The organism is Methanocalculus pumilus (genome assembly GCF_055382585.1).
On sequence record NZ_AP042393.1, the window covers coordinates 1,000,511 to 1,021,127 of the forward strand.

Annotated in this window: 19 protein-coding genes and 1 other RNA gene; 10 read left to right on the forward strand and 10 right to left on the reverse strand. The window is 53.7% G+C overall.

The window, feature by feature from the left end:
* Positions 1-24 precede the first annotated feature (24 nt).
* From ACZ44I_RS05205 to ACZ44I_RS05215, 3 genes are read left to right on the forward strand one after another with little or no spacing between them, the layout of a single operon-like run.
* Positions 25-1,338, forward strand: coding sequence for a protoporphyrinogen/coproporphyrinogen oxidase (locus tag ACZ44I_RS05205; RefSeq protein ID WP_464548120.1), 1,314 nt, complete (start codon positions 25-27; stop codon positions 1,336-1,338).
* Entirely contained in the window at positions 1,335-2,315 is a 981-nt protein-coding gene (locus ACZ44I_RS05210; protein WP_464548118.1) for a glycosyltransferase family 4 protein, read from the forward strand. The genes ACZ44I_RS05205 and ACZ44I_RS05210 overlap by 4 nt, the downstream gene beginning before the upstream one ends.
* Complete coding sequence (locus ACZ44I_RS05215) at positions 2,312-3,010, forward strand: glycosyltransferase family 2 protein (protein ID WP_464548116.1); 699 nt, start codon at positions 2,312-2,314, stop codon at positions 3,008-3,010. Before ACZ44I_RS05210 ends, ACZ44I_RS05215 begins: the two co-directional genes overlap by 4 nt.
* Here the strand turns inward: ACZ44I_RS05215 and ACZ44I_RS05220 are convergent.
* On the reverse strand, positions 2,958-4,043 hold the full coding sequence (locus ACZ44I_RS05220) for a radical SAM protein (RefSeq protein ID WP_464548114.1): 1,086 nt from the start codon (positions 4,041-4,043) through the stop codon (positions 2,958-2,960). The genes ACZ44I_RS05215 and ACZ44I_RS05220 overlap by 53 nt on opposite strands.
* A 121-nt stretch (positions 4,044-4,164) precedes the next feature.
* Between ACZ44I_RS05220 and ACZ44I_RS05225 the strand changes: the two genes are divergently transcribed.
* Complete coding sequence (locus tag ACZ44I_RS05225; protein ID WP_464548112.1) at positions 4,165-5,241, forward strand: GHMP kinase; 1,077 nt, start codon at positions 4,165-4,167, stop codon at positions 5,239-5,241.
* A 478-nt stretch (positions 5,242-5,719) separates the two neighbouring features.
* Positions 5,720-6,964 carry a GNAT family N-acetyltransferase gene (locus tag ACZ44I_RS05230; protein WP_464548110.1) on the forward strand — a complete coding sequence of 415 codons (1,245 nt, stop codon included), beginning with the start codon at positions 5,720-5,722 and terminating at the stop codon, positions 6,962-6,964.
* Here the strand turns inward: ACZ44I_RS05230 and ACZ44I_RS05235 are convergent.
* On the reverse strand, positions 6,959-8,578 hold the full coding sequence (locus tag ACZ44I_RS05235) for a putative manganese-dependent inorganic diphosphatase (RefSeq protein ID WP_464548108.1): 1,620 nt from the start codon (positions 8,576-8,578) through the stop codon (positions 6,959-6,961). The two genes, ACZ44I_RS05230 and ACZ44I_RS05235, sit on opposite strands and share 6 nt — an antisense overlap.
* A 162-nt stretch (positions 8,579-8,740) precedes the next feature.
* On the opposite strand from ACZ44I_RS05235, the gene ACZ44I_RS05240 reads away from it, so the two are divergent.
* Together ACZ44I_RS05240 and ACZ44I_RS05245 are read left to right on the forward strand one after the other, a co-directional pair.
* Entirely contained in the window at positions 8,741-9,790 is a 1,050-nt protein-coding gene (locus tag ACZ44I_RS05240; RefSeq protein WP_464548106.1) for a hypothetical protein, read from the forward strand.
* A 5-nt stretch (positions 9,791-9,795) separates the two neighbouring features.
* A complete protein-coding gene (locus tag ACZ44I_RS05245) occupies positions 9,796-10,656 on the forward strand; it encodes a mechanosensitive ion channel family protein (RefSeq protein ID WP_464548104.1) in 861 nt (286 codons plus the stop codon).
* 47 nt (positions 10,657-10,703) lie between these two features.
* Here the strand turns inward: ACZ44I_RS05245 and gltA are convergent, their stop codons facing one another.
* The 5 genes from gltA to ACZ44I_RS05270 are packed head-to-tail and all read right to left on the reverse strand — an operon-like array spanning position 10,704 to position 16,568.
* Positions 10,704-12,047 carry an NADPH-dependent glutamate synthase gene (gene gltA, locus ACZ44I_RS05250; RefSeq protein ID WP_464548102.1) on the reverse strand — a complete coding sequence of 448 codons (1,344 nt, stop codon included), beginning with the start codon at positions 12,045-12,047 and terminating at the stop codon, positions 10,704-10,706.
* Positions 12,047-12,886 (reverse strand): sulfide/dihydroorotate dehydrogenase-like FAD/NAD-binding protein, encoded by an 840-nt coding sequence (locus tag ACZ44I_RS05255; protein WP_464548100.1) that lies wholly within the window; start codon positions 12,884-12,886, stop codon positions 12,047-12,049. Before ACZ44I_RS05255 ends, gltA begins: the two co-directional genes overlap by 1 nt.
* A gap of 45 nt (positions 12,887-12,931) precedes the next feature.
* A complete protein-coding gene (gene arcS / locus ACZ44I_RS05260; RefSeq protein WP_464548098.1) occupies positions 12,932-14,566 on the reverse strand; it encodes an archaeosine synthase subunit alpha in 1,635 nt (544 codons plus the stop codon).
* A complete protein-coding gene (tgtA, locus tag ACZ44I_RS05265) occupies positions 14,563-16,008 on the reverse strand; it encodes a tRNA guanosine(15) transglycosylase TgtA (RefSeq protein WP_464548096.1) in 1,446 nt (481 codons plus the stop codon). The genes arcS and tgtA overlap by 4 nt, the downstream gene beginning before the upstream one ends.
* Positions 16,009-16,010: 2 nt before the next feature.
* Positions 16,011-16,568, reverse strand: coding sequence for a TIGR00296 family protein (locus ACZ44I_RS05270; protein ID WP_464548094.1), 558 nt, complete (start codon positions 16,566-16,568; stop codon positions 16,011-16,013).
* A 117-nt stretch (positions 16,569-16,685) separates the two neighbouring features.
* On the opposite strand from ACZ44I_RS05270, the gene rnpB reads away from it, so the two are divergent.
* Positions 16,686-17,034, forward strand: an RNA gene (gene rnpB, locus ACZ44I_RS05275) — RNase P RNA component.
* 46 nt (positions 17,035-17,080) lie between these two features.
* Positions 17,081-17,638 (forward strand): XRE family transcriptional regulator, encoded by a 558-nt coding sequence (locus ACZ44I_RS05280; protein ID WP_464548092.1) that lies wholly within the window; start codon positions 17,081-17,083, stop codon positions 17,636-17,638.
* A gap of 1 nt (position 17,639) precedes the next feature.
* Here ACZ44I_RS05280 and tpiA read toward each other — a convergent pair whose 3' ends face one another.
* Positions 17,640-18,308: a triose-phosphate isomerase gene (tpiA, locus tag ACZ44I_RS05285; RefSeq protein ID WP_464548091.1), complete on the reverse strand. Its 669-nt coding sequence runs from the start codon at positions 18,306-18,308 to the stop codon at positions 17,640-17,642.
* A gap of 1 nt (position 18,309) precedes the next feature.
* Positions 18,310-18,831, reverse strand: coding sequence for a multiprotein bridging factor aMBF1 (locus ACZ44I_RS05290; protein ID WP_464548090.1), 522 nt, complete (start codon positions 18,829-18,831; stop codon positions 18,310-18,312).
* A 54-nt stretch (positions 18,832-18,885) separates the two neighbouring features.
* Here ACZ44I_RS05290 and ACZ44I_RS05295 point away from each other — a divergent pair, with 54 nt between their 5' ends.
* Positions 18,886-20,130, forward strand: a complete 1,245-nt coding sequence (locus ACZ44I_RS05295; RefSeq protein ID WP_464548088.1) for a proteasome-activating nucleotidase — start codon at positions 18,886-18,888, stop codon at positions 20,128-20,130.
* Between the two features lie 3 nt (positions 20,131-20,133).
* Here ACZ44I_RS05295 and ACZ44I_RS05300 read toward each other — a convergent pair whose 3' ends face one another.
* On the reverse strand, positions 20,134-20,607 hold the full coding sequence (locus ACZ44I_RS05300; RefSeq protein WP_464548086.1) for a DUF5804 family protein: 474 nt from the start codon (positions 20,605-20,607) through the stop codon (positions 20,134-20,136).
* Positions 20,608-20,617: the final 10 nt, after the last annotated feature.

Genomic DNA, 20,617 nt, shown 5'->3' on the forward strand with positions numbered 1-20,617 from the left:
AGCGATCTCATCATATGATATAGTGTGAGATGGGCTATTCTCGGTGGTGGGCTCACTGGAGTCACACTCGCCCGGCTCCTGCATCAGGCAGGGGAAGAGGCAATCGTTCTTGAGAAAGAGGATCGGATCGGCGGTTTATGCCGCTCGGAATCAGCGGATGGATTTACCTTTGATATCGGCGGATCGCATATCATCTTCTCGCGGAATAAGACTGTACTCTCGTTTATGAATGATCTCCTCTCCTCAAACAAGGCAGAGCGGAGACGGAATACCAAAATCTTCTATAAAGGCCTGATGGTCACCTATCCATTCGAAAACGGCCTCTATGAACTTCCAAAAGAGGATCTCTTCACTTGTATCAATGAATATATCAGGACGATCATCGCCGCGGAGAAGGGTGAGATACCGCCTCCAAAAAACTTCAGGGACTGGATTCTTGGCACCTTCGGACGAGGCATCGCCGACTGCTACCTGATTCCTTATAATGAGAAGATCTGGAACTATCCAACCGAACAGATGTCCGCACACTGGATGGAGGGGCGGGTGCCCCGGCCGCCAGTTGAAGATATCATCAGATCGGCAATCGGCATCAAAACAGAAGGGTATACCCACCAGTCGGTCTTCAACTACCCGATTATCGGGGGAATCGAGTCAGTTGTGAAGGCTACCTCTGAGCCTGTCCATGATTCTGTTGTAACCGGCTATTCTGTCTCTTCCCTTCAGAAGAGGGACGGGCAGTGGGTGATCAGTGATGGAACAACCAAATATTCGGCTGATCGGGTGATATCCACAATCCCGCTCCAGCACCTGCTGCCATGCCTGGGTTCTGTCCCCGCAGAGGTGCAGACAGCCTGCGATGCGCTGAGATATAATTCGCTCATCAGCGTCTGTATCGGATTTAAAGGTTCAGCACCGCCACTCTCCTGGGTGTATATCCCGGATGCTGCCACCGGAGACTTCAACCGGATCTCATTCCCCTCAAACTACAGCGACGCTGTTGCCCCGGAAGGGCATGCCTCGGTGCTCGCTGAGATCACCTATAATGAAGGAGATCCGATCTCCCGGCTCACCGATGATGAGATCCTTGACGATACGATAAAAAGCCTCAGGCAGATGGGTATCATCCCTGAAGATGGTACAATCGCCCATGGTTCGGTGTATAGATCCAAATTTGCGTATGTGGTCTATGATCTCGATTATCTGGAGAATATCGGGATTGTCAGATCCTGGCTTTCTGAACAGGGGATTGATCTCGTCGGGCGGTTCTCCGAGTTTGAGTACCTGAATATGGACGGCTGCATCCAGAGCGCCTTTTCGTTTATGGAGCGAATTTCATGAGAGCAAATATCTTTGTTGAGGATATCTTCTTCTTTAAATACATCGGCTGTTCGACGCTTGCAAAGACATTATACCGCCAGATTCATGAGAAGCATCCCTATGATGTGGCCTGGAACTCCTATCAACCGGATTTTGATGTGGTGCATTACCATAGTTTCGGCCCGATGGCACTGACACACCGCTCATATAGCAAAGGAGTGAAGATCTTAACGGCACACTCCACTCCACGGCTGAATGACGGGAATGTTGCCTTCTCGACGATCATCAATAATCAATATCCAAAGATCTATGGAAAATTTGACCATATCATCGCAATCACGCCCCCGAGCCTCCGTGAGATCGAGGAGATGCTCCCCGATATGCCGACCACCCTGATTCCAAACGGTGTGAACCGTGAGAAATTCTGTCCTGATGAGCAGAAGAGAAGACGGTTTAGGAACTGTATCGGGGTGGCTGAAGAGGCAACGGTTGTCCTGACGGTTGCCCAGGAGACACCACGGAAGGGGATCTATGACTTCCTGAAGCTCGCAGAGATGATGCCTGATGTTACCTTCGTCTGGGTGGGTGGCTATCCATACAGCGTGCTCTCAAAAGATTATGCAAAGATCGAACTGATGAAGAGGAAGTCGGGGGAGAATGTTATATTCACCGGTTTTGTCCCTGATATCACCGAGGCATATGCAGGTGCCGATATCTTCCTGCTCCCCTCGTATGCTGAGATCATGCCGATGGTGCTCCTCGAGGCGCTTGCAACCGGTGTGCCGGTTGTCGCACGGGACATCCCGGAGTTTCGTGAAGTCTTTGGGGATGCCTCACTCCTCTTTTCTGATATCTATGAAGCTGAAGGCTTCATGAGGGATGAGAACGCTCTTCGGCGTCTCAGAGGCATCTCCCGTCCCTTTACCGAACGCTTTGATATCAATCGAATTGCCGAGGAGCACATGAACACCTACAAGCGGCTTGCGGAGGATGCATGATCTCGGTTATTGTTCCAACCTATAATGAAGAGTTAAATATCGAGCAGTGTTTACAGAGCCTCGCAAACCAGTCAATCCCCCGTTCGGAATACGAGATCATCGTCGTTGATGGAAACTCAAAAGACCGGACACGGGAGATTGCAGAGAAGTATGCGGATCTCGTCTTCATCCAGACAAGAAAAAAGGTCGGAGGCGCACGGAACGACGGTGCAGAGGCATCAAAGGGCGATATCATTGCAACCACCGATGCCGACTGCATCATCCCACGGGACTGGCTTGCCAGGATCGAGGCAGGCTTCTCTGATCCGGCTGTTGTCCAGCTCTATGGGCTGGTTGAGCCGATTGAGCCGGGGATCAGGCACAAGATATCACTTGCCCTTGCAAATACCTTCTCACGGGTCGGCTATTACACGCATACCCTCTACTACACCCTCGGCTGCAACACGGCATTTAGGCGGCAACCGTTCTTTGATGCAGGGATGTACCGCACCATCGATGCCGGAGATGATCTTGAGATCGCACGCCGGATGCGGCAGATCGGCGTCGTGAAGCTGGATGGGAAGCTCAGGGTGAAGTTCTCGATGCGCCGGTACGTGCAGTTTGGGACACTGAAGTCGCTCTATGAGTGGCTCTATATCACCATCAGGGGCGGGGATGACGAGAAGTACCAGTACTCGAAGCGGGAGTATAAGTGAGGGGGGAGATCCTCTCCTGCACCCTCCCCCCGATCACAAGATACGCCCCAGCCCGTTTCATCACAACTCCTGCTTCCCTGAGCATCTTTTCTGTAACCGTCCGCCCGGCACTCCTCATGCAGATGATCCGCTCAGCTGCCTTTGGACCGATCCCAGGCACCCGAATCAGCTCCTCCCGTGTGGCGGAAGAAGGATCTATCCGGACTGATCCGGCAGCATTGATCTTTGGATCCCCCGGCAGGAGCATCCCCTCTTCGTCAAGTGCGGCTGTGGTTTCATCCGGCGAGTAGCCATAGTCCCGCACCAGTGTATCGACTGCATAGAGCCCCTTTAAGCGTGACGGGTTTGCCGGGGCTGCTCCGGCAAGCGGTGTGCCGGGGAGGGGGATGAGCCCCGAATAGTAAATGCTGGCAGGGGCAAACCTCTGGTATTCACGGTGCATGAAGGAGAGGATCTCGCCATCTGTTTCATCTGCCGCCCCGACAACAATCTGGGTGGTGTGTCGGCCGGGGGCGGCTTCGGCTACCCATGTATGCCGCCGCAGCAGATCCGACTCATAGTTTTTGACAGACGCAATCTCCGAGAGCCGGTCTTTATCGACTGCTTCGAGGTTGATGCTGATCCGGTTTGCGAGCCGGGCCGCTTCATTGATGTCTGTTCTGAGGGCGCCCGGCACCACCTTCAGGTGCAGGTATCCGGTGAACCCTCCCCGCCGCATGAGGGTGGCAGCCTCGATCAGGTCGTCCATGCTCTCCCCGCAGTCACGCGGAATCCCGGTTGAGAGGAAGAGGCCGGTGATCCGGCTCTCTTTCCAGAGGGAGCAGATGAGATCAGCGAGCTCCTTTGGGGCAAATGCCGGCGCATTCTCCTTCCGGCAGATCCCGCAGTATGCGCAGTCGAAGCTGCATCTCCCATTGAGCAGCATCTTCAGGTACCCTCCCTTCACCATAGCGGACTCTCTCCTGGAATCTGCTGCCGCCAGATCAAAACAGGATCGTGAGAGTGATCTGAGTTTTCGGAGCTGTTCTGACATTTGTCTGCATCTTCATTGAAGAGATGCGGTAATAACCCCGGCGGGCGGGTGGTGAAAGTGTCCGGGATCAGATCAGAAAAGCTATCATACACTATTCCTGAACCGTTAAGAGATTAGTACCATGCCTACGATGAAGATCCGTGGGGGTGACCTTGACCTTGTCGAGTATGAGTTCATGGCATTTGCTCCCGGCGAAGAGATCAGGACATGCGGTCTTGAAGGGACGGTGACTGCAACACCACAGGAGGGCACCTTCACCGCGGTAGCCCCTGCCCGGATCCACCTGACCGTCTTTGATATGAACCGGTTTGCACCCGGCCACCCCGGTGGCGGGGGGCTTGGATTTGCACTCAAACTCTACTGCGAAGCAAAGATCGCCTGCCAGAAGGACGGAATCACTGTGAACCACCCGCGTGAGGCGATCATCCGCCACTTCCTAATCGCGTTTTCAAAAGCAATCGGCTATACCGGTGGATTCTCGGTTACGGCAACCGATCATGGAAAGGAGCATGTGGGGCTTGGCTCGACAAGCACGCTCCTCACCGTCGTCGGCCATGGGGCAAATGCCGCCCTTGGTTCTCCATTAACCGCAGACCAAATCCGGCTATTAATAGGGAACAACTATGTCGAGGAGACCGACACGGGCGATGTCGTCTATGGATTTGAGACCGGTGTTGGGCCTGCCGTCTCCACGCACGGCGGAATCGGCGTGATGGGAGACTGCCTCACCCTTGTCTATCATCATTCCTTTGCAGCGGATAAGAACGTCTACATCGTCATCCCGCCAACTGGCGTCTCTAGTGCAGGCGAACATGAGTTTGATCTCCTGATGACAAAAGCCCGGACCCTCGACTACCGGGACCGCGAACTGAAGTCGTACATGATGCTGATGGACTTAATCCCGGCAGTTGAACGGGGTGACTTAAAGGCGATCGGCGATATCATGTGGGAGATCGAGTTCCGGGGCTCAAAAAGAGCTGAGATTGAACACCACAGCTTCGCCCTCTACGAGTACATGAGCCGCCTCCGCGAAGCCGGGCTTGAGTTTGTCGCAATGAGCTCGGTCGGCCCCGCCGTTGCGATCATCACCGACAGGACAGAAGAGGAGATGCAGGCGATTGTCAGGAAGATCGGCCTTGAGATCGCAGTAACAACCAAGGTTGATAACGAGGGTGTGAAGGTGATCCCCCCGGCGTAAGGTGGGGATCTGGATCTCTTTTTACCCTTTCGTCAGATCGGGAAGAACCAATCTAAGGATCTCTGCTGAGGATCATTACACAATTTTTTAGTTAGATTGTCATACGAGGATTGGAATGGGATATACTCATTTAGAAAAGGTAATCCTGAGTGAAATAAGAGACTTGCCTCCCCACTATCAGAGGATACTCCTGGATATCATCCGATGTATGAAAACTGGGTGTTCATCGATCAGAAAGAATCGTGATATTCTTGAATTGAAAGGTTGCGGAAAAGAGCTCTGGAACCAAACCGATGCCCAGAAATACATATGCCGTTTACGGAATGAGTGGGATTGAATCTGCTCACGATGTAGAATGAAGAGTACCACGTAAATCTACCCAATACCGATTCACATCATCCAATACACAACCCCCATCTCCACACAACCAGATCCCCCCACCTTATATCCTCAGCCTTCCATCACTTTCATCTGGTAGATGGGAATGCGAATACTGATTCCAACCGACTTTTCAGAGTATGCAGATGCGGCTCTGGGCATGGCCTCTGAGATCCCAAATGTCACAGAGGCGATCATCCTCCATGTGACTGAAGGAAAAGCAAACGGAAAGGTGAAAGAGTGGCTCGAGAGGGATCAGCTGCTCCTCTCATCCCATGGTATGAATGCCCGTATCAGGATCGTGGAGCAGATCAAAGAACCAATAGAAGCAACGATCAGGTCAGTTGCCGAAGAGGAGCGGATCGATTGCATCATCGTTGGTGCACGGGGCAGGGGTAAAGTCGGAAAACTCCTCCTTGGATCGGTATCAGACAACCTCCTCCTCAATGTGAGCCGGGATCTCCTGATCATGCAGTATCCCCGTTATGTCAAAAACAGCCATCATCCGGATATCTTTGATAATCTCCTCATTCCAATTGAGCTCTCCACCATCTCATATGAGATCCTGGCATTTGTCAGGAGCCTGAATATCAAAGGGCAGATCACGCTCCTGCATGTGACCGATTCCACCGATTATGCTGTTATCCGAAAACTGCGGGAAGAGCTGAAGGACGCTGCCGATCAGATCAACGACGGAAGCAGCCGGTATTCCATCTCTCTTCTTGTCCTGCATGGAGAGCGTGTCAAAACTATCCTCTCAGTGGCAGAGACACTTCAGGCAACCATGATACTCATCTCACGATTTGGGCATCTCGATTATCTGAAGAAGGCGAAGATTGGATCAACCGTTGCAGGTGTTGCTGCAGAAGCCAGTGTTCCCGTGTATATCCGCTACCCCGAGTTTACGCTCAGGATGGAGGGGCGAGAGCTGATGGCTTCAGAATTCCCTCTTGCTGAAAAACTATGGGAGACGTACCATCAACAGAAGGCTGATCCGAAGACAGACCGGGTATTTGGAGCCTTCGCCGAGGGTGTGCTCGTCTCTGTTGCGAGATGCCGCCGCCACCCGGATGGCTTTGAAGTCGACTCAGTCTTCACACCCGAGGCATACCGGGGGCATGGGTTTGCAAAATATGCGATGGATGCCCTGGTAGATGCATGCAAAGACGAATGGCTGTACATGCACTCGACAGAGGTGCTTGTCGGCTGGTATGGCAGATATGGCTTTGAGAAGATCTCCGAGGATGCTCTCCCAAAGACGATCCGGGAGCGGTATGCTTTTGCCCTTGGCAATCTTGAAGGATCAGGTGTTGTCCCGATGGTGCGGAAGCCGGGGAAGTTATAATTCCCTGATCAACTGGCCAAACTCCGGGAGATAATCCTTCTTTCTGGACATAACACCCTCAAGACGGACCGGCTGATTCAGGTAACCCAGCCGCTGGAGTGTGGTATCGTCAGCTGCTGCATAGAGATCTGATCCATTCTCAAAGACACTCGTAATAAGCACGACAAAGATGTCAACCTCCATCAGTCTCCGGAGGTTCTCGATGGTGGATCGGATCTCCTCTTCATGCTCTCTGGCAAACTCGGATGAAGGGGCCATCACCTGTGAGATTGCAACATCCATCGAATAGAGGCTGTAACGCTTCAGATCCTTCTTCACCAGCTCCTCAATCGAGAAGCTTGAGAGCTCCATCCCCTCCCTGAAGAGCGAGATCCCAAACTCCACCGGATCAATCCCGGTCTTCTCTGCAAGCCAGGCGACCATCTCTTCATCCTTCTTTGTGGTCGTTGACATCTTCAGGCCGAGGGTGTCGGAGAGGATGCCGGCAAGGAGGAGTCCCCCGACTTGTTCAGAGAGGTTTCGTCCACTCTCCTGGTAGATTGAGGCAACGATCGTTGAGGTTGATCCGACCGGCTCCATGATGAACCGGATCGGCTTTAATGTCGTCATTGCACCGAGCCGGTGGTGGTCGATGATCTCAAGAATTTCGGCATTCTCAATCCCATCAACCGCCTGGCTGTACTCATTGTGGTCGACAAGGATGACGGATTTCTGAATGTCATAAACAAAGGTGTTCCGCGAGATCATGCCGAGGAGCTTTCCCTCCTCATCAACGATACAGGCTGTCCTGTACCTGGAGTTTGTCACCAGCTGTTTCACATAATCCAGACCGTCATCCATGTGGATGATCGGAACATCGGTTGCCATCACCTCGCTTGCAGGCAATGAGAGGTTGATCATCTTGGCAACCCCGAATGCATCGAGCTTTGTTGATAGGACAGAAACACCCTGTGATCTGGCGGCATTGATCGCCCGCTCTCCAATGGGAGCGCCATCTGCTATGATCAGAAGGGCAATTCCTGCCTGTATGAGGGCAAGCTGTGAAGGCTCGTTATCTCCCACAATGGCGATATCATCCTTTGTCAGGCGGGAGAGGGTGACATGCAGGGCATCTATTGAGATGTAGACGTTTCCCTCAAGGAGATCGCGGTTCCGTACAACCACTTCAGCCTCGAGGATCCGTGCCAGCGTCTCGATCTTAATCGGGAGGACAGAGAGGGGCTCGATCCGGGTACGGCGGACATATGCCCGCGCCAGTCCGTGTTCGGAGACAAGGCCGACAAATTTTCCTTCAGTATCGGTAATGGGTATATTCCTGACATCCTGCTCCTCCATCATATCGACAACATCGATTGTGGGGAGATCCTTCTGTGCACGGTGGGTATAGGTGAAGGGGATGTCGGCAACGGTGGGTTCAACTGACTCGATTAAGATCGGCGCCTCAACTCCGAAGTGGGAGAGGACATAGGCTGTTTCTGCACTGATCTCACCGCAGCGTGCAGGTATATACCTGCCGGGATCCTGCTGGTTCAGATATGCAGCATATCCGATGGCACTGCATATACTATCTGTATCCGGGTTTTTGTGCCCGATCACATAGATGCTGTTTGTCATTGTCTCCAAATCCCTCCTTCCTGAAACCGGCGCCCTTGGTTTTTATAAGAAATCTGTAGATCCTTTCTCATTAATGGTGATATGTCTTGCCCTGATCGGGAGATCTGGAGCCAGAGAGGAAGCTTTATCTTGATATCCCCTGATATTCTGGCGTGTGGTCTGATGACAGGTGATTCGGCTGATTCTTCAAAAGCAATGAATTCTGCATCATGTACGGTGTTTCAGGATCAGTTTGCAGAGATTCAGGGAGTAATCGATGCATATCGCTCGCATAAAAGGGAGAATGTTGCTATCATCGGCCTTCCCTATTCTGGTAAAAGTACCCTGATATCCGCAGTTCATGATACATATAAGGACGATACCTATCTTGTTGAGTATGGATCACAGATAACCAGTAAACGGAATCTTCTGGATTACCGTTCATCAAAGCCGATCTTCCTTATGGACGGCTGCCAGTACCTCTTCTCCCGGCATATCGGTGGTTTTTCGGTACTGGATGATTTCCTAAACGATGTTGTCACCTCATCTTCCCTCTTCATCACAACCTGGAACCTCTATGCCTGGAATTATCTCCGGAGGATCAGGGAGGTGGAGCGGATCTTTCCCCGTACAATCTTCATCCCCCCTCTCTCGGATAGCGAGATGCGCCAGTGCATTCTGCAGGAGTATACCGATGCCGAGCTCCAGTTCATCGGCGGAGTGGAGGTCGAGCTCCCGTCATTTGTCCAGACCAAAAAGGTTGAAGTGCATCTTCCCTTCAAAAAAGAGCCTCTCAAGCTCCCCTTTCCGAGCTTCAGTTTTGACAGGCTGGCATTCAGACGGCGCAACCATGAAGAGAAACTCTCTGATGAAGAGATGGTATTTAAAAAAATAACAAAGATGGCCGAGGGAAATCCAGGTGTTGGAAAGGCGATCTGGAAGCGGAGTTTTGAATATCCGACGGTAAACCTGAAGGACTACCAGCCGGTCAGGGTCAACGATCCCCTGATCCGAAAGGATGCCTTCATACTCGGGGTGATTGCGATGACGGGTGTCACATCAAAGGAGTACCTGGAGGAGGTTGCTGCTCTCGAATATGATATCAACCCGATACTCTACAGGCTTCAGACACTCGGCATCATCACGGAAAAAAATGACGGATACCAGATCTGCCCTGAGGCGATCATAGGGGTGCATGATCTCCTCAGAAGACTGAGGATCATCTGGGAGTGAATTCTATGGTGGATGGCAGTACAATCGATACGACTCTCTCTCAGGGAAGTCTGGTGAATGGTCCGGTTTCGGATATTTATAACGAAATCCTCTCTCTCATACTGGATGCCGTTATTATATTCATAGGTGCGTATATCCTCGCCAGAGTCATCAGTTTTCTCTTGATCCGGTTCTCGGAACGCTTTGGCCACGCAAGGATTGCGGTGAAGATGATTGTTCCGATCTTAAATATCATCATCTACACAACTGCGATACTGCTCCTGCTTCATCAGGTTATAACACTCTCGACAATCGAAATTGTTGCGTTCTCCGGTTTATTTGGTGCTGCAATAGGCTTTGGGCTGAAAGATGTCTTTGCAAATATCATCGGTGGCGTGATCATCGCATTTGAGAAGCCATTCCGGATCGGGGATCGTATCATGATGGGTGAACATTATGGCGAAGTGGCTGAGATCGGAATGCTCGATACCCGCATCGTCACACCGGATGACAATTATGTCACCATCCCAAACTACAAGATCATCACCCAGAGCGTAGCAAGCGCTAATGCGGGCCTCACAGAGATGATGGTTGTCATTGATATCTACATCGATCATTCAGCAGATCTCGATCATGCCATAACTATTTTCAAGGAGGCCGTTGTCACATCCCGGCATGTGTACATCTCAGATAGATGCTTTTATACCATTCTTACTGAAAACCAGCTCCATGCTGTCCGGCTCAGGGCACGTGCCTATGTCTGGGATCTCCGTGATGAGTTTGAATGTATGGCAGAGATCTCACGGAGAACAAAAAGGGCATTCCAGCAGGAAGGAATCCTCCCACCGAGGTTCTATATACCGGGAGATCTGCCGGAGGCTTCCTGAGAATCAGAGAGTGATATCTTACAAAAAATAGGGGAAAGCAACCTTTCTTATTCCCCATCAAACATCTTTCGAACTGACTCTGCTGCGACCTTCGCCGCACCCATAGCAAGGATCACCGTTGCCGCACCGGTTGCGACATCACCTGCTGCAAAGATCTTCGGAATAGTTGTTCTGCCATCCAGATCGACCTTCAGGTTTCCTTTCTTCTCACGGACAAGCCCCTCGATCATCCTGATCAGGAGCGGGTTCGGGCTCTGGCCGATCGCCTCGATTACGACATCAGCCGGGATGATCTGTTCGCTGCCCGGAATCGGCTTTGCACTCGGGCGGCCTGAATCGTCGGGCTCGCACATATCCATCGAGACGACCTCGACCCCGGTGACAGTCCCCTCACCAAGGATCCTGGTCGGGTTTGTGCAGGTGAGGAAGCGGATCCCCTCCTCTTCGGCATGATGCACCTCAACAAGCCGGGCAGGCATATCCTCCTGCCTACGCCTGTAGACGAGGGTCACCTCCGCACCCATCCGGCGGGCGACACGGGCTGCATCCATCGCGACATTCCCGCCGCCGATGACAACGACGTTTCCCCCGCGCTTTACGGGAGTATCATACTCCGGGAAGGCATTCGCATGCATCAGGTTCACGCGTGTTAAAAATTCATTTGCTGAATAGACGCCGATCTGGTTCTCTCCGAAAATTCCCATGAATCCCGGCAGCCCGGCACCTGTTGCGAGGATGACTGCATCATAGGAGAGCAGCTCTTCAACCGGCACACTCCTCCCGACAAGATGGTTGGTTTTGATCAAAACACCGAGCCGCTTCACCTCATCGATCTCAGCAGCCACCACCTTTTTTGGGAGGCGAAACTCGGGAATCCCATAGGTGAGGACGCCGCCTGCTGCGTGGAGTGCTTCGAATAGTGTAACTGAGAACCCATTGCGTGCGAGTTCTGCTGCTGCTGTCAGCCCGGCAGGTCCTGAACCGACAATGGCGATTTTCTCCTTCCTCTTCTCTGAAACTGCCGGGGCGGTGACACCATGTTCGCGCTCCCAGTCTGCAAGGAACCGCTCAAGTGCGCCGATTGCAATCGGCTTGTCCTTAACGCCAAGGATACACTCGCCCTCGCACTGCACCTCCTGTGGACAGACACGGCCACAGATCGCAGGGAGCATATTGCTCTCCTTGATGATCGCAATCGCGGATCGGAAGTCTTCCTCCTCGATATACTTCAGGAATCCCGGAATGTCGATTCCGACCGGGCAGCCATCGACACATGCGGGCTTCTTGCACCTGAGGCATCGTGCCGCCTCAATAACCGCCTCTTCTGCGGATATGCCGCAGTCGACTTCAGTGAAGTCGTTGATCCGTGCTTCAGCAGAACGATCAGCCATCAGCACTTCCCCCCGCAGCCGCATCCGCCGGAATGATAGTGTTCACGGGATTCCTTCTCCTCGGGATGGTAGAACCGCTGGCGGTTCATCAGGAGATCAAAGTCCACCAAATGGGCATCAAACTCCGGGCCATCAACACAGGCGAATTTCGTCTCGCCATTCACGACAACCCGGCATGAACCGCACATCCCTGTTCCATCCACCATGATCGGGTTCAGTGAGACGAACGTCCTGATCCCAAACGGCTTGGTTACACCTGAAGTCACTTTCATCATGATGGCAGGACCGATCACCCAGACCGCATCCGGCGGACGGGACTCGCAGATCTCTTTGAGGGGACCAGCGGCAAAACCCTTGATCCCGTATGATCCATCATCTGTGGTGACGATCAGCTCATCACAGGCCTCTTTCATCTCGTCTTCAAGGATCAACAGGTCCTTGTTCCGTGCGCCGATGATCCCGATTACACTGTTGCCTGATGCCTTCAGCGCCTGTGCAATGATCGGAAGGCACGCGATCCCGACACCGCCGCCGACGAGGACGCAGCTTCCAAAGTGGTGCACCTCACTCGGCTCCCCGAGGGGTCCGACAACATCAGAAATGGTGTCACCTGCTTTCAGGGCAGCGAGTTTTTCAGTGGTTGTCCCGACTGCCATAAAGATGACGCGAACCAGATCCCCGTCCACCCCTGATATGGTGAGGGGAATCCGCTCTCCTTCCTCATCGATCCGGAGCACAAGAAACTGGCCCGCCTCAGCATTCCTGCTGACATGGGGCGCCTCAATCCATGTTTCATAGACGTTATCTGCTAACGTTTTTGCTGATCGTACTGTATACACTCACTACCACTCCGGATATCCCAATAATCTCGTATGCGTTTGTAACTAGGATCTCTTTACTTTACGCACCTTCACAGCAACTCCGCGTGAAGACCGCTGCATCTCGTCAGCGGACATCATCGCTCTCCCGGTTGCACGCACACCTTCACCGGTGACAAGCACCTCATCACCCTCGCGGATAGCCGGATCCGCCTCTGCGACGCCCGGTGCCAGGATATCACCCTGCGGAACAAAACCCTCTATCCTGACGCGGTAGCAGTCCGGTATGAGATCCCAGCCTTCAAATGTCGGCCGCAGGAGTCCTGTTTTCGGATCAAAGGAGAAGAGCTGCTGCCGCCCCCGGTACACCTTCTTCTCAGGCCCTTTCCCTTTGATGATCATCCCTTTTGTATCGATTGTGATACCAAACTGCCACTGGATCGTCCCGCCAACGATATCGGGAGACCGCTTCCGCTCACCCGCCAGTGCATCATAGAGCTGGTTTAATGATTCCCGTGATGTCGGGCGGCCATCGATGCAGCTCTCTTCAAGCACAATGCCCGTCTCCTCAGCTGCGGCACGCGCCACATCGCGGGCACCGCCTTCGAGATGCGAGATGACACGGCGGTATGGGTGGCAGCGGAGATATTCTGCCAGATATCGGGTGAGGATATGCATCTCCTCGCGATCCCAGTACCCGGTGACGGGAACATCATAGTGGGCTGCCGGATAGATCAGCTCAAGCTCACGCGGCACAACACCGAGCGGGGAGGTGACGATCACCTCATGTGCTCTCCCGGCAACTACCTCCTGGAACTTCCTGTGGCTTTGCGAGAATGAGTAGGGTTTCCGGGCAGCACAGGGGAGGAGGACGCATGTATCCCATCGATCCTGTGAGAACCTGCTCTTCACCCGCTCTTCAAAGCGATCGATCTCGACCCGGTTCATCGACTCTGCTGTATATGCCTTGAATGGGCTCGTCCGGGCGATAGGGGAGTTCACTTCCATGAACGCCTTCTTCGCATCAAGATGGCGGAGTATTCCGACAAGGGCGGCATCTGATCTGCATCGCGACTCGATCAGCTCCCGCAGTTCTCCCCGTTTCAGGAGTGCTGCTGCCAGCTTAATCTCGGATGCAAGTGCCTGCCGGTTATGCTCTCTCAGATCGCCACTCCGGCATCCAGGGCAGGAGCAGACGCCCTCGTTGATCCATGAGCCGGGATAGACCCCTTCAGTGGTGCAGAAGAGCCCCTGTGCAGCTCTCAGGTCAACTGCGATCGTATCGAAGAGGTCAAAGCCGGTGGCAACCAGCATCGCGGCATTGGATGGGAGTGCGGATGCAGGTGCGTACCGGGCGGCATCGGGGGGGAGGGAAGAGATGAACTGCTCCACCCATTCCGTATAGGTACGGGGGTTTGTGAGGGCAGTATGCCAGCAGGAGATGATCGCAGCATCACCTGAAGCAATCCCCCCGGAGAGAACCGGATGGACAGGGATCGGCTGCTCCCCTGCTGGTTCAAACCATTCTTTCACAAATGCGAAATCGGCCTGGAGCGGTATATTGGAGAAGGGGCGTGATGCAAGATCAGGGAAGACTGCAATCGGGTCGATCACTGCCGGGGTCTCGAACATCAGATCACCGATTGTGTAGATCCCATATCTGGCAAGCCCGTCACGGCGGCGGACCTCGAAGGTGCTCATGAGATCACCTGGTGTGCCGGGAACCTTTTTTGGATCAGATCGACGAGATCAGGTGTTACCGAGAAGGTCACTTCGGTATCGGAGTTTGCGGATAAAAGCGCATCCACCCCGGCAAAAGCAGATGCAAGCATCGCATCATCCCACTCCGGAACCTCGGACTGCCCCATCGGTGCGGTCTCGGAGAGTTCAGTCGGCACAGCCCCAAAAGGCGGCCGAAGCTCAAGCACCTCGTCAAACTCCTGGGGGCGGGGTCCGCCGCAGAGGATTAACGAGCGTTTTGAAAGCTGTATCCGGGGGATCATCTCCTGGAATTTGATCACCTCGGTCCGCTTGCAGGATTCATCGCCCCGGTAGAAGAATCTCCGTTTTGTTGCCCGATCCGATCGTTCGAGGAGGTGGGCGTGCTTCAGCAGTTCCCGGTACCCATCGAGCAGCCTCGGGTGAGATCGGCACCGCTCATCAACGAGATCCCAGAGGGTGCCTTCCTGAATGGAGAGGCGGATACGGGAGATCTCAGCCTGTGTCACCGCAAGGTTATGGTAGGCGAGGAGCCGCTCCTTATCGGGAGCGGATCGGAGCTCATCAGCGGTATGGGATCGGCAGACAGAACAGGCACAGGGAAGTTCTGCTATCTCGGCGAGCTTCAGGGTGCCGGAAGGGGTGATGTAGCGGCCTTCCCGTGCATACAGGGCATAGGCGGCAGAATCAAAGATATCGCAGCCCATTGCGACTGCAAGTGCGAACATCGAGGGGTGTCCGGCACCGAAGAGGTGGACACAGGCAGCAGATGAGAGCCCTTTCTTGGCAGAGATGACTGATCTGACGAGTTCCTTATACCGGTACCCTTCCAGAAGGGGAACAACCGCCCCGATCGGGCAGAAGGCAAACCCAAGTTCACTCGTCTCACGGCCTGCCTGTTCTCTCAGATCGGGATGGAGGCCACCCTGAACAGGCCCTGCGAGGGGTGCATCATCCCCGAAGATCTCCTTTGCCTCACGGAGGCGGCTCATGGTGACTGCAAGATCCGCCTCGACCGTCTCGCGTGGTGAATCCGGGTGGGTCGGTATATCAAGGGGCACCCAGATGTCGCTGCCGATATCACGCTGGAATGAAATCGTCGTCTCATTTGTGGTATCGACCGAGCCGTACACCGATAGCTGGAATGATCCCGAATCCGTCATGATCAGCCCGTCAAACCCAAGCACCGAGTGGAGTCCGCGGGATAGTGCCTCCTCGCGAAAGTCAGCACTCTTTGAGAAGATATAGGCGTTTGTGATCAGCCCTTCGATCCCCATCGCCGCCATCTCGGCAGGGGTGATTATCTGGATATGCGGGTTTACCACCGGAAGGAGGGCCGGGGTTCTGATACGTTTATCGCCGACGGTGAGCCTTCCGACCCTCCCGGCGATGTCCTTATGCATCACTTCAAACTGTATTGACATGGTTACTCAGAGAAGATCTGGCCCTCAAACCTGAGGACGGATACCTGTTCGTCCCGCCAGCATCCCGGCGAAAGTCCTGCTTTTCTGCAGGTATGATCGAGGAATTCAACTGCATTCCATCCGTATTCTGAAGCAACCTGCGGGAGGAGGAGGCCGGATCGCCCTCTTCCCTGCACAATAAGGCCGTGTTTGCCGACTTCAACCTCATCAGCCCGGTTTGAGGGGGGAGCGGGGACCTCTTCAGGAACACTGAGGATCGTCACCTCCAGTGTAATCAACGGGAGCTCCTCTGGTCTGACCGGGGTAAACCGTGGATCCCGGAGTGCAGCTGATGTGGCAGCTTCAATAATTCCCTCAAAAAGGGGCATCACCGGGAGAGGGATGCCGATACATCCCCGTAGCTCGCCATCTCTGTTCAGGGTGACAAAGACCCCACGTTTCTCAGAAAATATCGGTGGAAGGGGGGGCGGCGTGAACTCTGTATGCAGCACTGCCGCCCTGAGAGCCTCTCTTGCGAGGGAGACTCCAATCCTCCCGTCTTCCTCGGACAGAAGCATCATAGTAATCAATCAACTCCGGAGAAGATGATGGTATCTCCCATGATACGAGGTTTAATCTCTGTATACATCGATAAATCTATACTGTACATAGTGCATTTCGCCCTATCGTACAGCGATGAGAGGGAGAGTGCGGCTGACGGTGGTCCTTTTGGGCTGCTGAGGAAAGTCCCCCCACCCTCCGGGCGCGCAGCCCCGGTCAATCGGGGATGGCGAGAGTCATGGCAATGACACAGAAACGACACGTCCTGCCGCCAGCAATGAAACGATCGAGCACCCCCGGTCTTTTGGTGGTGCGATACTCTGCATTCTGCAGTGCAACTCGTTGAGCGTATCGGCAGGGATCGATGGAACGGTGAATCCCTGCGGGTGCAAGCCAAACAGGGCAGAAGGGATGCCCGGATCCCGCCCGGGTACGGCGCTTAGCTGAATGCCGCAATGAACAGAAGGGGGCTTACTCCTCCCACTCATCATTACCAGGGCAGCTTTTTTCTTATATGCTTGTGAGTAATAGTATGCATATTCCTGCCGCAGATGAGATCAGATCTGCACGCCGACGGATTGGGATGACGCAGGCCGAACTTGCCAGGAGATCCGGGATCAGCCAGTCGATGGTTGCACGCATCGAACGGGGTTCGGTTGACCCGCGTGTCAGCACCCTTCGCAGAATAGTTGATGTACTCACCGTTTCTGAAATGCCCGTCATCACCGCGTCAAGCCTGATGCACACCCCTGTAGAGAGCGTCTCACCTGATGACTCAATTTTATCGGCAGTTGAGAAGATGGACAGAATGGCCTTCTCACAGCTCCCTGTTCTGCTGGACGGGGTGCCGGTCGGCTGTATATCAGAATCTGCTATCCTCACAGCCATTGCCGAGCAGAGGCATCAGAAGGGCCATCACCCAACAGTCCGGGACTACATGGAATCCAGTTTCCCGACAGTTCCACCAGAGATTGAGATCGAGACCGTGGTCGGCATATTGGAACAGCACCATGCGGTGCTTGTGATGAAAGAAGGGCGGGTTGAAGGGGTCATCACAAAACATGACCTCATCTCCTTAATTGTAGAATAGTTCAGATCTTTGAGACGAGATCCCGGAGCACCGCCTCGGGATCATCTGCCTTCACCACGCTTGATGCGAGCAGTACCCCCGCACATCCGAGATCAAGGGATATCCTGACACACTCCCCGGACTGGATCCCGGCACCTGCAAGCACCTTCACCTCACTATTCTGTTTTAGAGCAGCCTGAACAGATCCGGCGATGATCTCCGGATCAGCCTGTGCAACCGAGATCCCAGAGCCAATCAGCTCCGGAGGTTCGATTGCGACATAATCGGGGCCAAGTGCAGCCGCTGCTGCTGTTGTCCTGATATTGTTTGTGCAGATAACTGACGTCAATCCCTCTGCCTCTGCGGCGGTGAGCGAAGCTTCAATATCTGCAAGTGTCAGCCGCCGCTCAGAGTGGTTGATGAGCGATCCGGCAGCACCCTCCATCTTCAACATGTATGCAGGAGTATGTCCGGTAAACCCTCCTGCCCCGACACCGTCGATATGCTGGGCAAAGATAGGAATCGAAAAATGTTTTGCCATCTTTCTGAGGTCGGTGTAGGATGGGGCGATACCGATTGTTACGCCCGTATCCTCCATCACCGCACTCGCTGCCCGTGCAATACGATCTGCACCATACCCGGTTCCTTCCCGGTATGTCTTGAAGTTGATGAGGATGAATGGCGAGTCCATCTCATTTCCTCTTGATCTGGATGACATCGCCGAGGGTTGTCCCGCTCGTCCCTGCATGTCCGCCGCTGTCATCCGGAATACCATCCGACTCGATCAGGCGAATTTCGAGCGCTGCTTCAAGCTTCTTCCGGACAGAATCCTCAGGGATCAGATCCCCGTTCTCAATCTTTCTGATGAGATGCTCTTTCTCTTTCAGCTCAAGGGCAAGATCCTTCTGGCTCATCCCTTTTTCGAGGCGTGCATCCCGTATCCGATCGGCATAATCCTCAACGATATCGCCCCCGATGAGATCAAAGACATCACGCCTTCGGCGGACAGGAGGGGTGGCGCCCCGGCCGGACGTAGGCACCGGCTTTCCCCCTCCCCTGCCATATGATGGCCGCGGCCCTGTCTGGACCTGCACCTCCGTTCCATGCCGTGCGCATCGTTCGCAGACCTTCATCGGCTGTGATCCTTCAATCCGTACAATCTTTGATCGTCCTTTGATAAGCTCTCCACAGGCTTCACAGTGTTGTGGTTGCATACATATCCCAAACAACTTTATAACTTTTTTTCCTATATATCTATTTGAAGAGTTATGGCCGTTAAATCCCGCACCCCTGACGACACCCTCCATTCCGATGATTCGTACCGGATGGTGCTTGAGCGTCTTACCGAGCTTGAAGGCCGGAACCAGGAGTTGCGAGAGGAACTCCGGCAATCGAAGACCGATCGCCAGTACCTCGAAACCCAGAAGGTCAGGTATGAGCGTGAGGTCCGGAAACTACGGTCGGAAATCGAGCAGATGAGGAGTCCACCCCTGATTGTCGGAACAATTGCTGATGTCATCGACAACACCCGTGTTGTTGTGAGGAGCAGTGCAGGTCCGAAGTTCCTTGTGCGCACATCTCAGTTCATCAATCCCGGGGATCTGAAACCCGGTGTCAGGTGTACAATGAACCAGCAGACACTCGCAATTGTCGAGGTGCTCCCATCAGCCTATGATGCCCAGGTCTATGGTATGGAGGTTGATAGCCGCCCAACCGAGAGCTACAGCGATATCGGCGGGCTTCAACGGCAGGTTGCCGAACTGCGTGAGGCAATCGAGCTCCCGCTGAAAAAACCCCATCTCTTTGAGCGGGTCGGAATCCTTCCTCCAAAAGGTATCCTCCTCCATGGACCTCCAGGAACCGGAAAGACGTTGCTTGCACGGGCTGTTGCCCATGAGACCGACGCAACCTTCCTCCGGGTGGTTGGATCAGAGCTTGTCCAGAAGTATATCGGTGAAGGGGCACGCCTTGTCCGCGAACTCTTTGAGAATGCGAAGAAGAACGCCCCCTCCATCATCTTCATCGATGAGATCGATGCAATCGGTGCATCCAGGGGCCAGGAGACCTCTTCCGGAGATCGTGAGGTTCACAGGACCTTAATGCAGCTCCTCGCCGGGATGGATGGTTTTGAATCACGTGGCGATGTCAAGATCATCGGGGCAACAAACAGGATCGATATCCTTGATATGGCACTCCTCCGTCCAGGTCGTTTTGACAGAATCATCGAGATCCCGCTCCCTGATACAGAAGGACGTCTCTCGATCCTGAAGATTCATACCAAGCGGATCACCCTTGCAGAGGATGTTGATCTGAGAAAGGTTGCTGGGATCACCGAAGGGAAGAATGGTGCTGATCTCGCCGCCATCTGCATGGAAGCAGGCATGTCTGCAATTCGCGAGGAGAGGACTGCTGTTACCCAGGATGACTTTGAGAAGGCAGCCAGAAAGGTCACATTGGATTTCGAGCGGAACAGGATGACGTACTCCTCTGGCACAGGAACAATGTTTGCCTGAGGGCTACTCCGTATCCTCCTCTTTTTCATCCCAAGCGCGAGGGATCTCATACTCTGTATCACCAGATGATGCATCCGGTGACTTAGGCATCTCTCCCTCTTTTCCAGCCTCATCATGGGTACAGAGAACCGGCAGGGTGGTGATCCCCTCAACCCCTGATATCCTGCATATATAGGAAAATTCCCAGTCCTCTCCCGGATAGGGGAGATTCCGCTCATAGATCTCTTTTGCAAGCCCAAGAGAGATAATATGGCCATCCCCGGTCTTCATCAGAAAATCCCGTGTGTATCGTCTGATATACCAACGGAGTTCTGAAGCAAGTGAAAGCCCTGATCCGAGTGTTGCAACAGGGACCTCAACCCCGCCGCCCGGGAAGCGTTTAGGTGCATAAAACCTGAGGATCAGCCTGCTCGTCTCGGATTGCAGAAAAGTTTGATAGAGATCGATGCCGGGCTTTGGGATGAAGATAACCCGCATAGAGGCGACC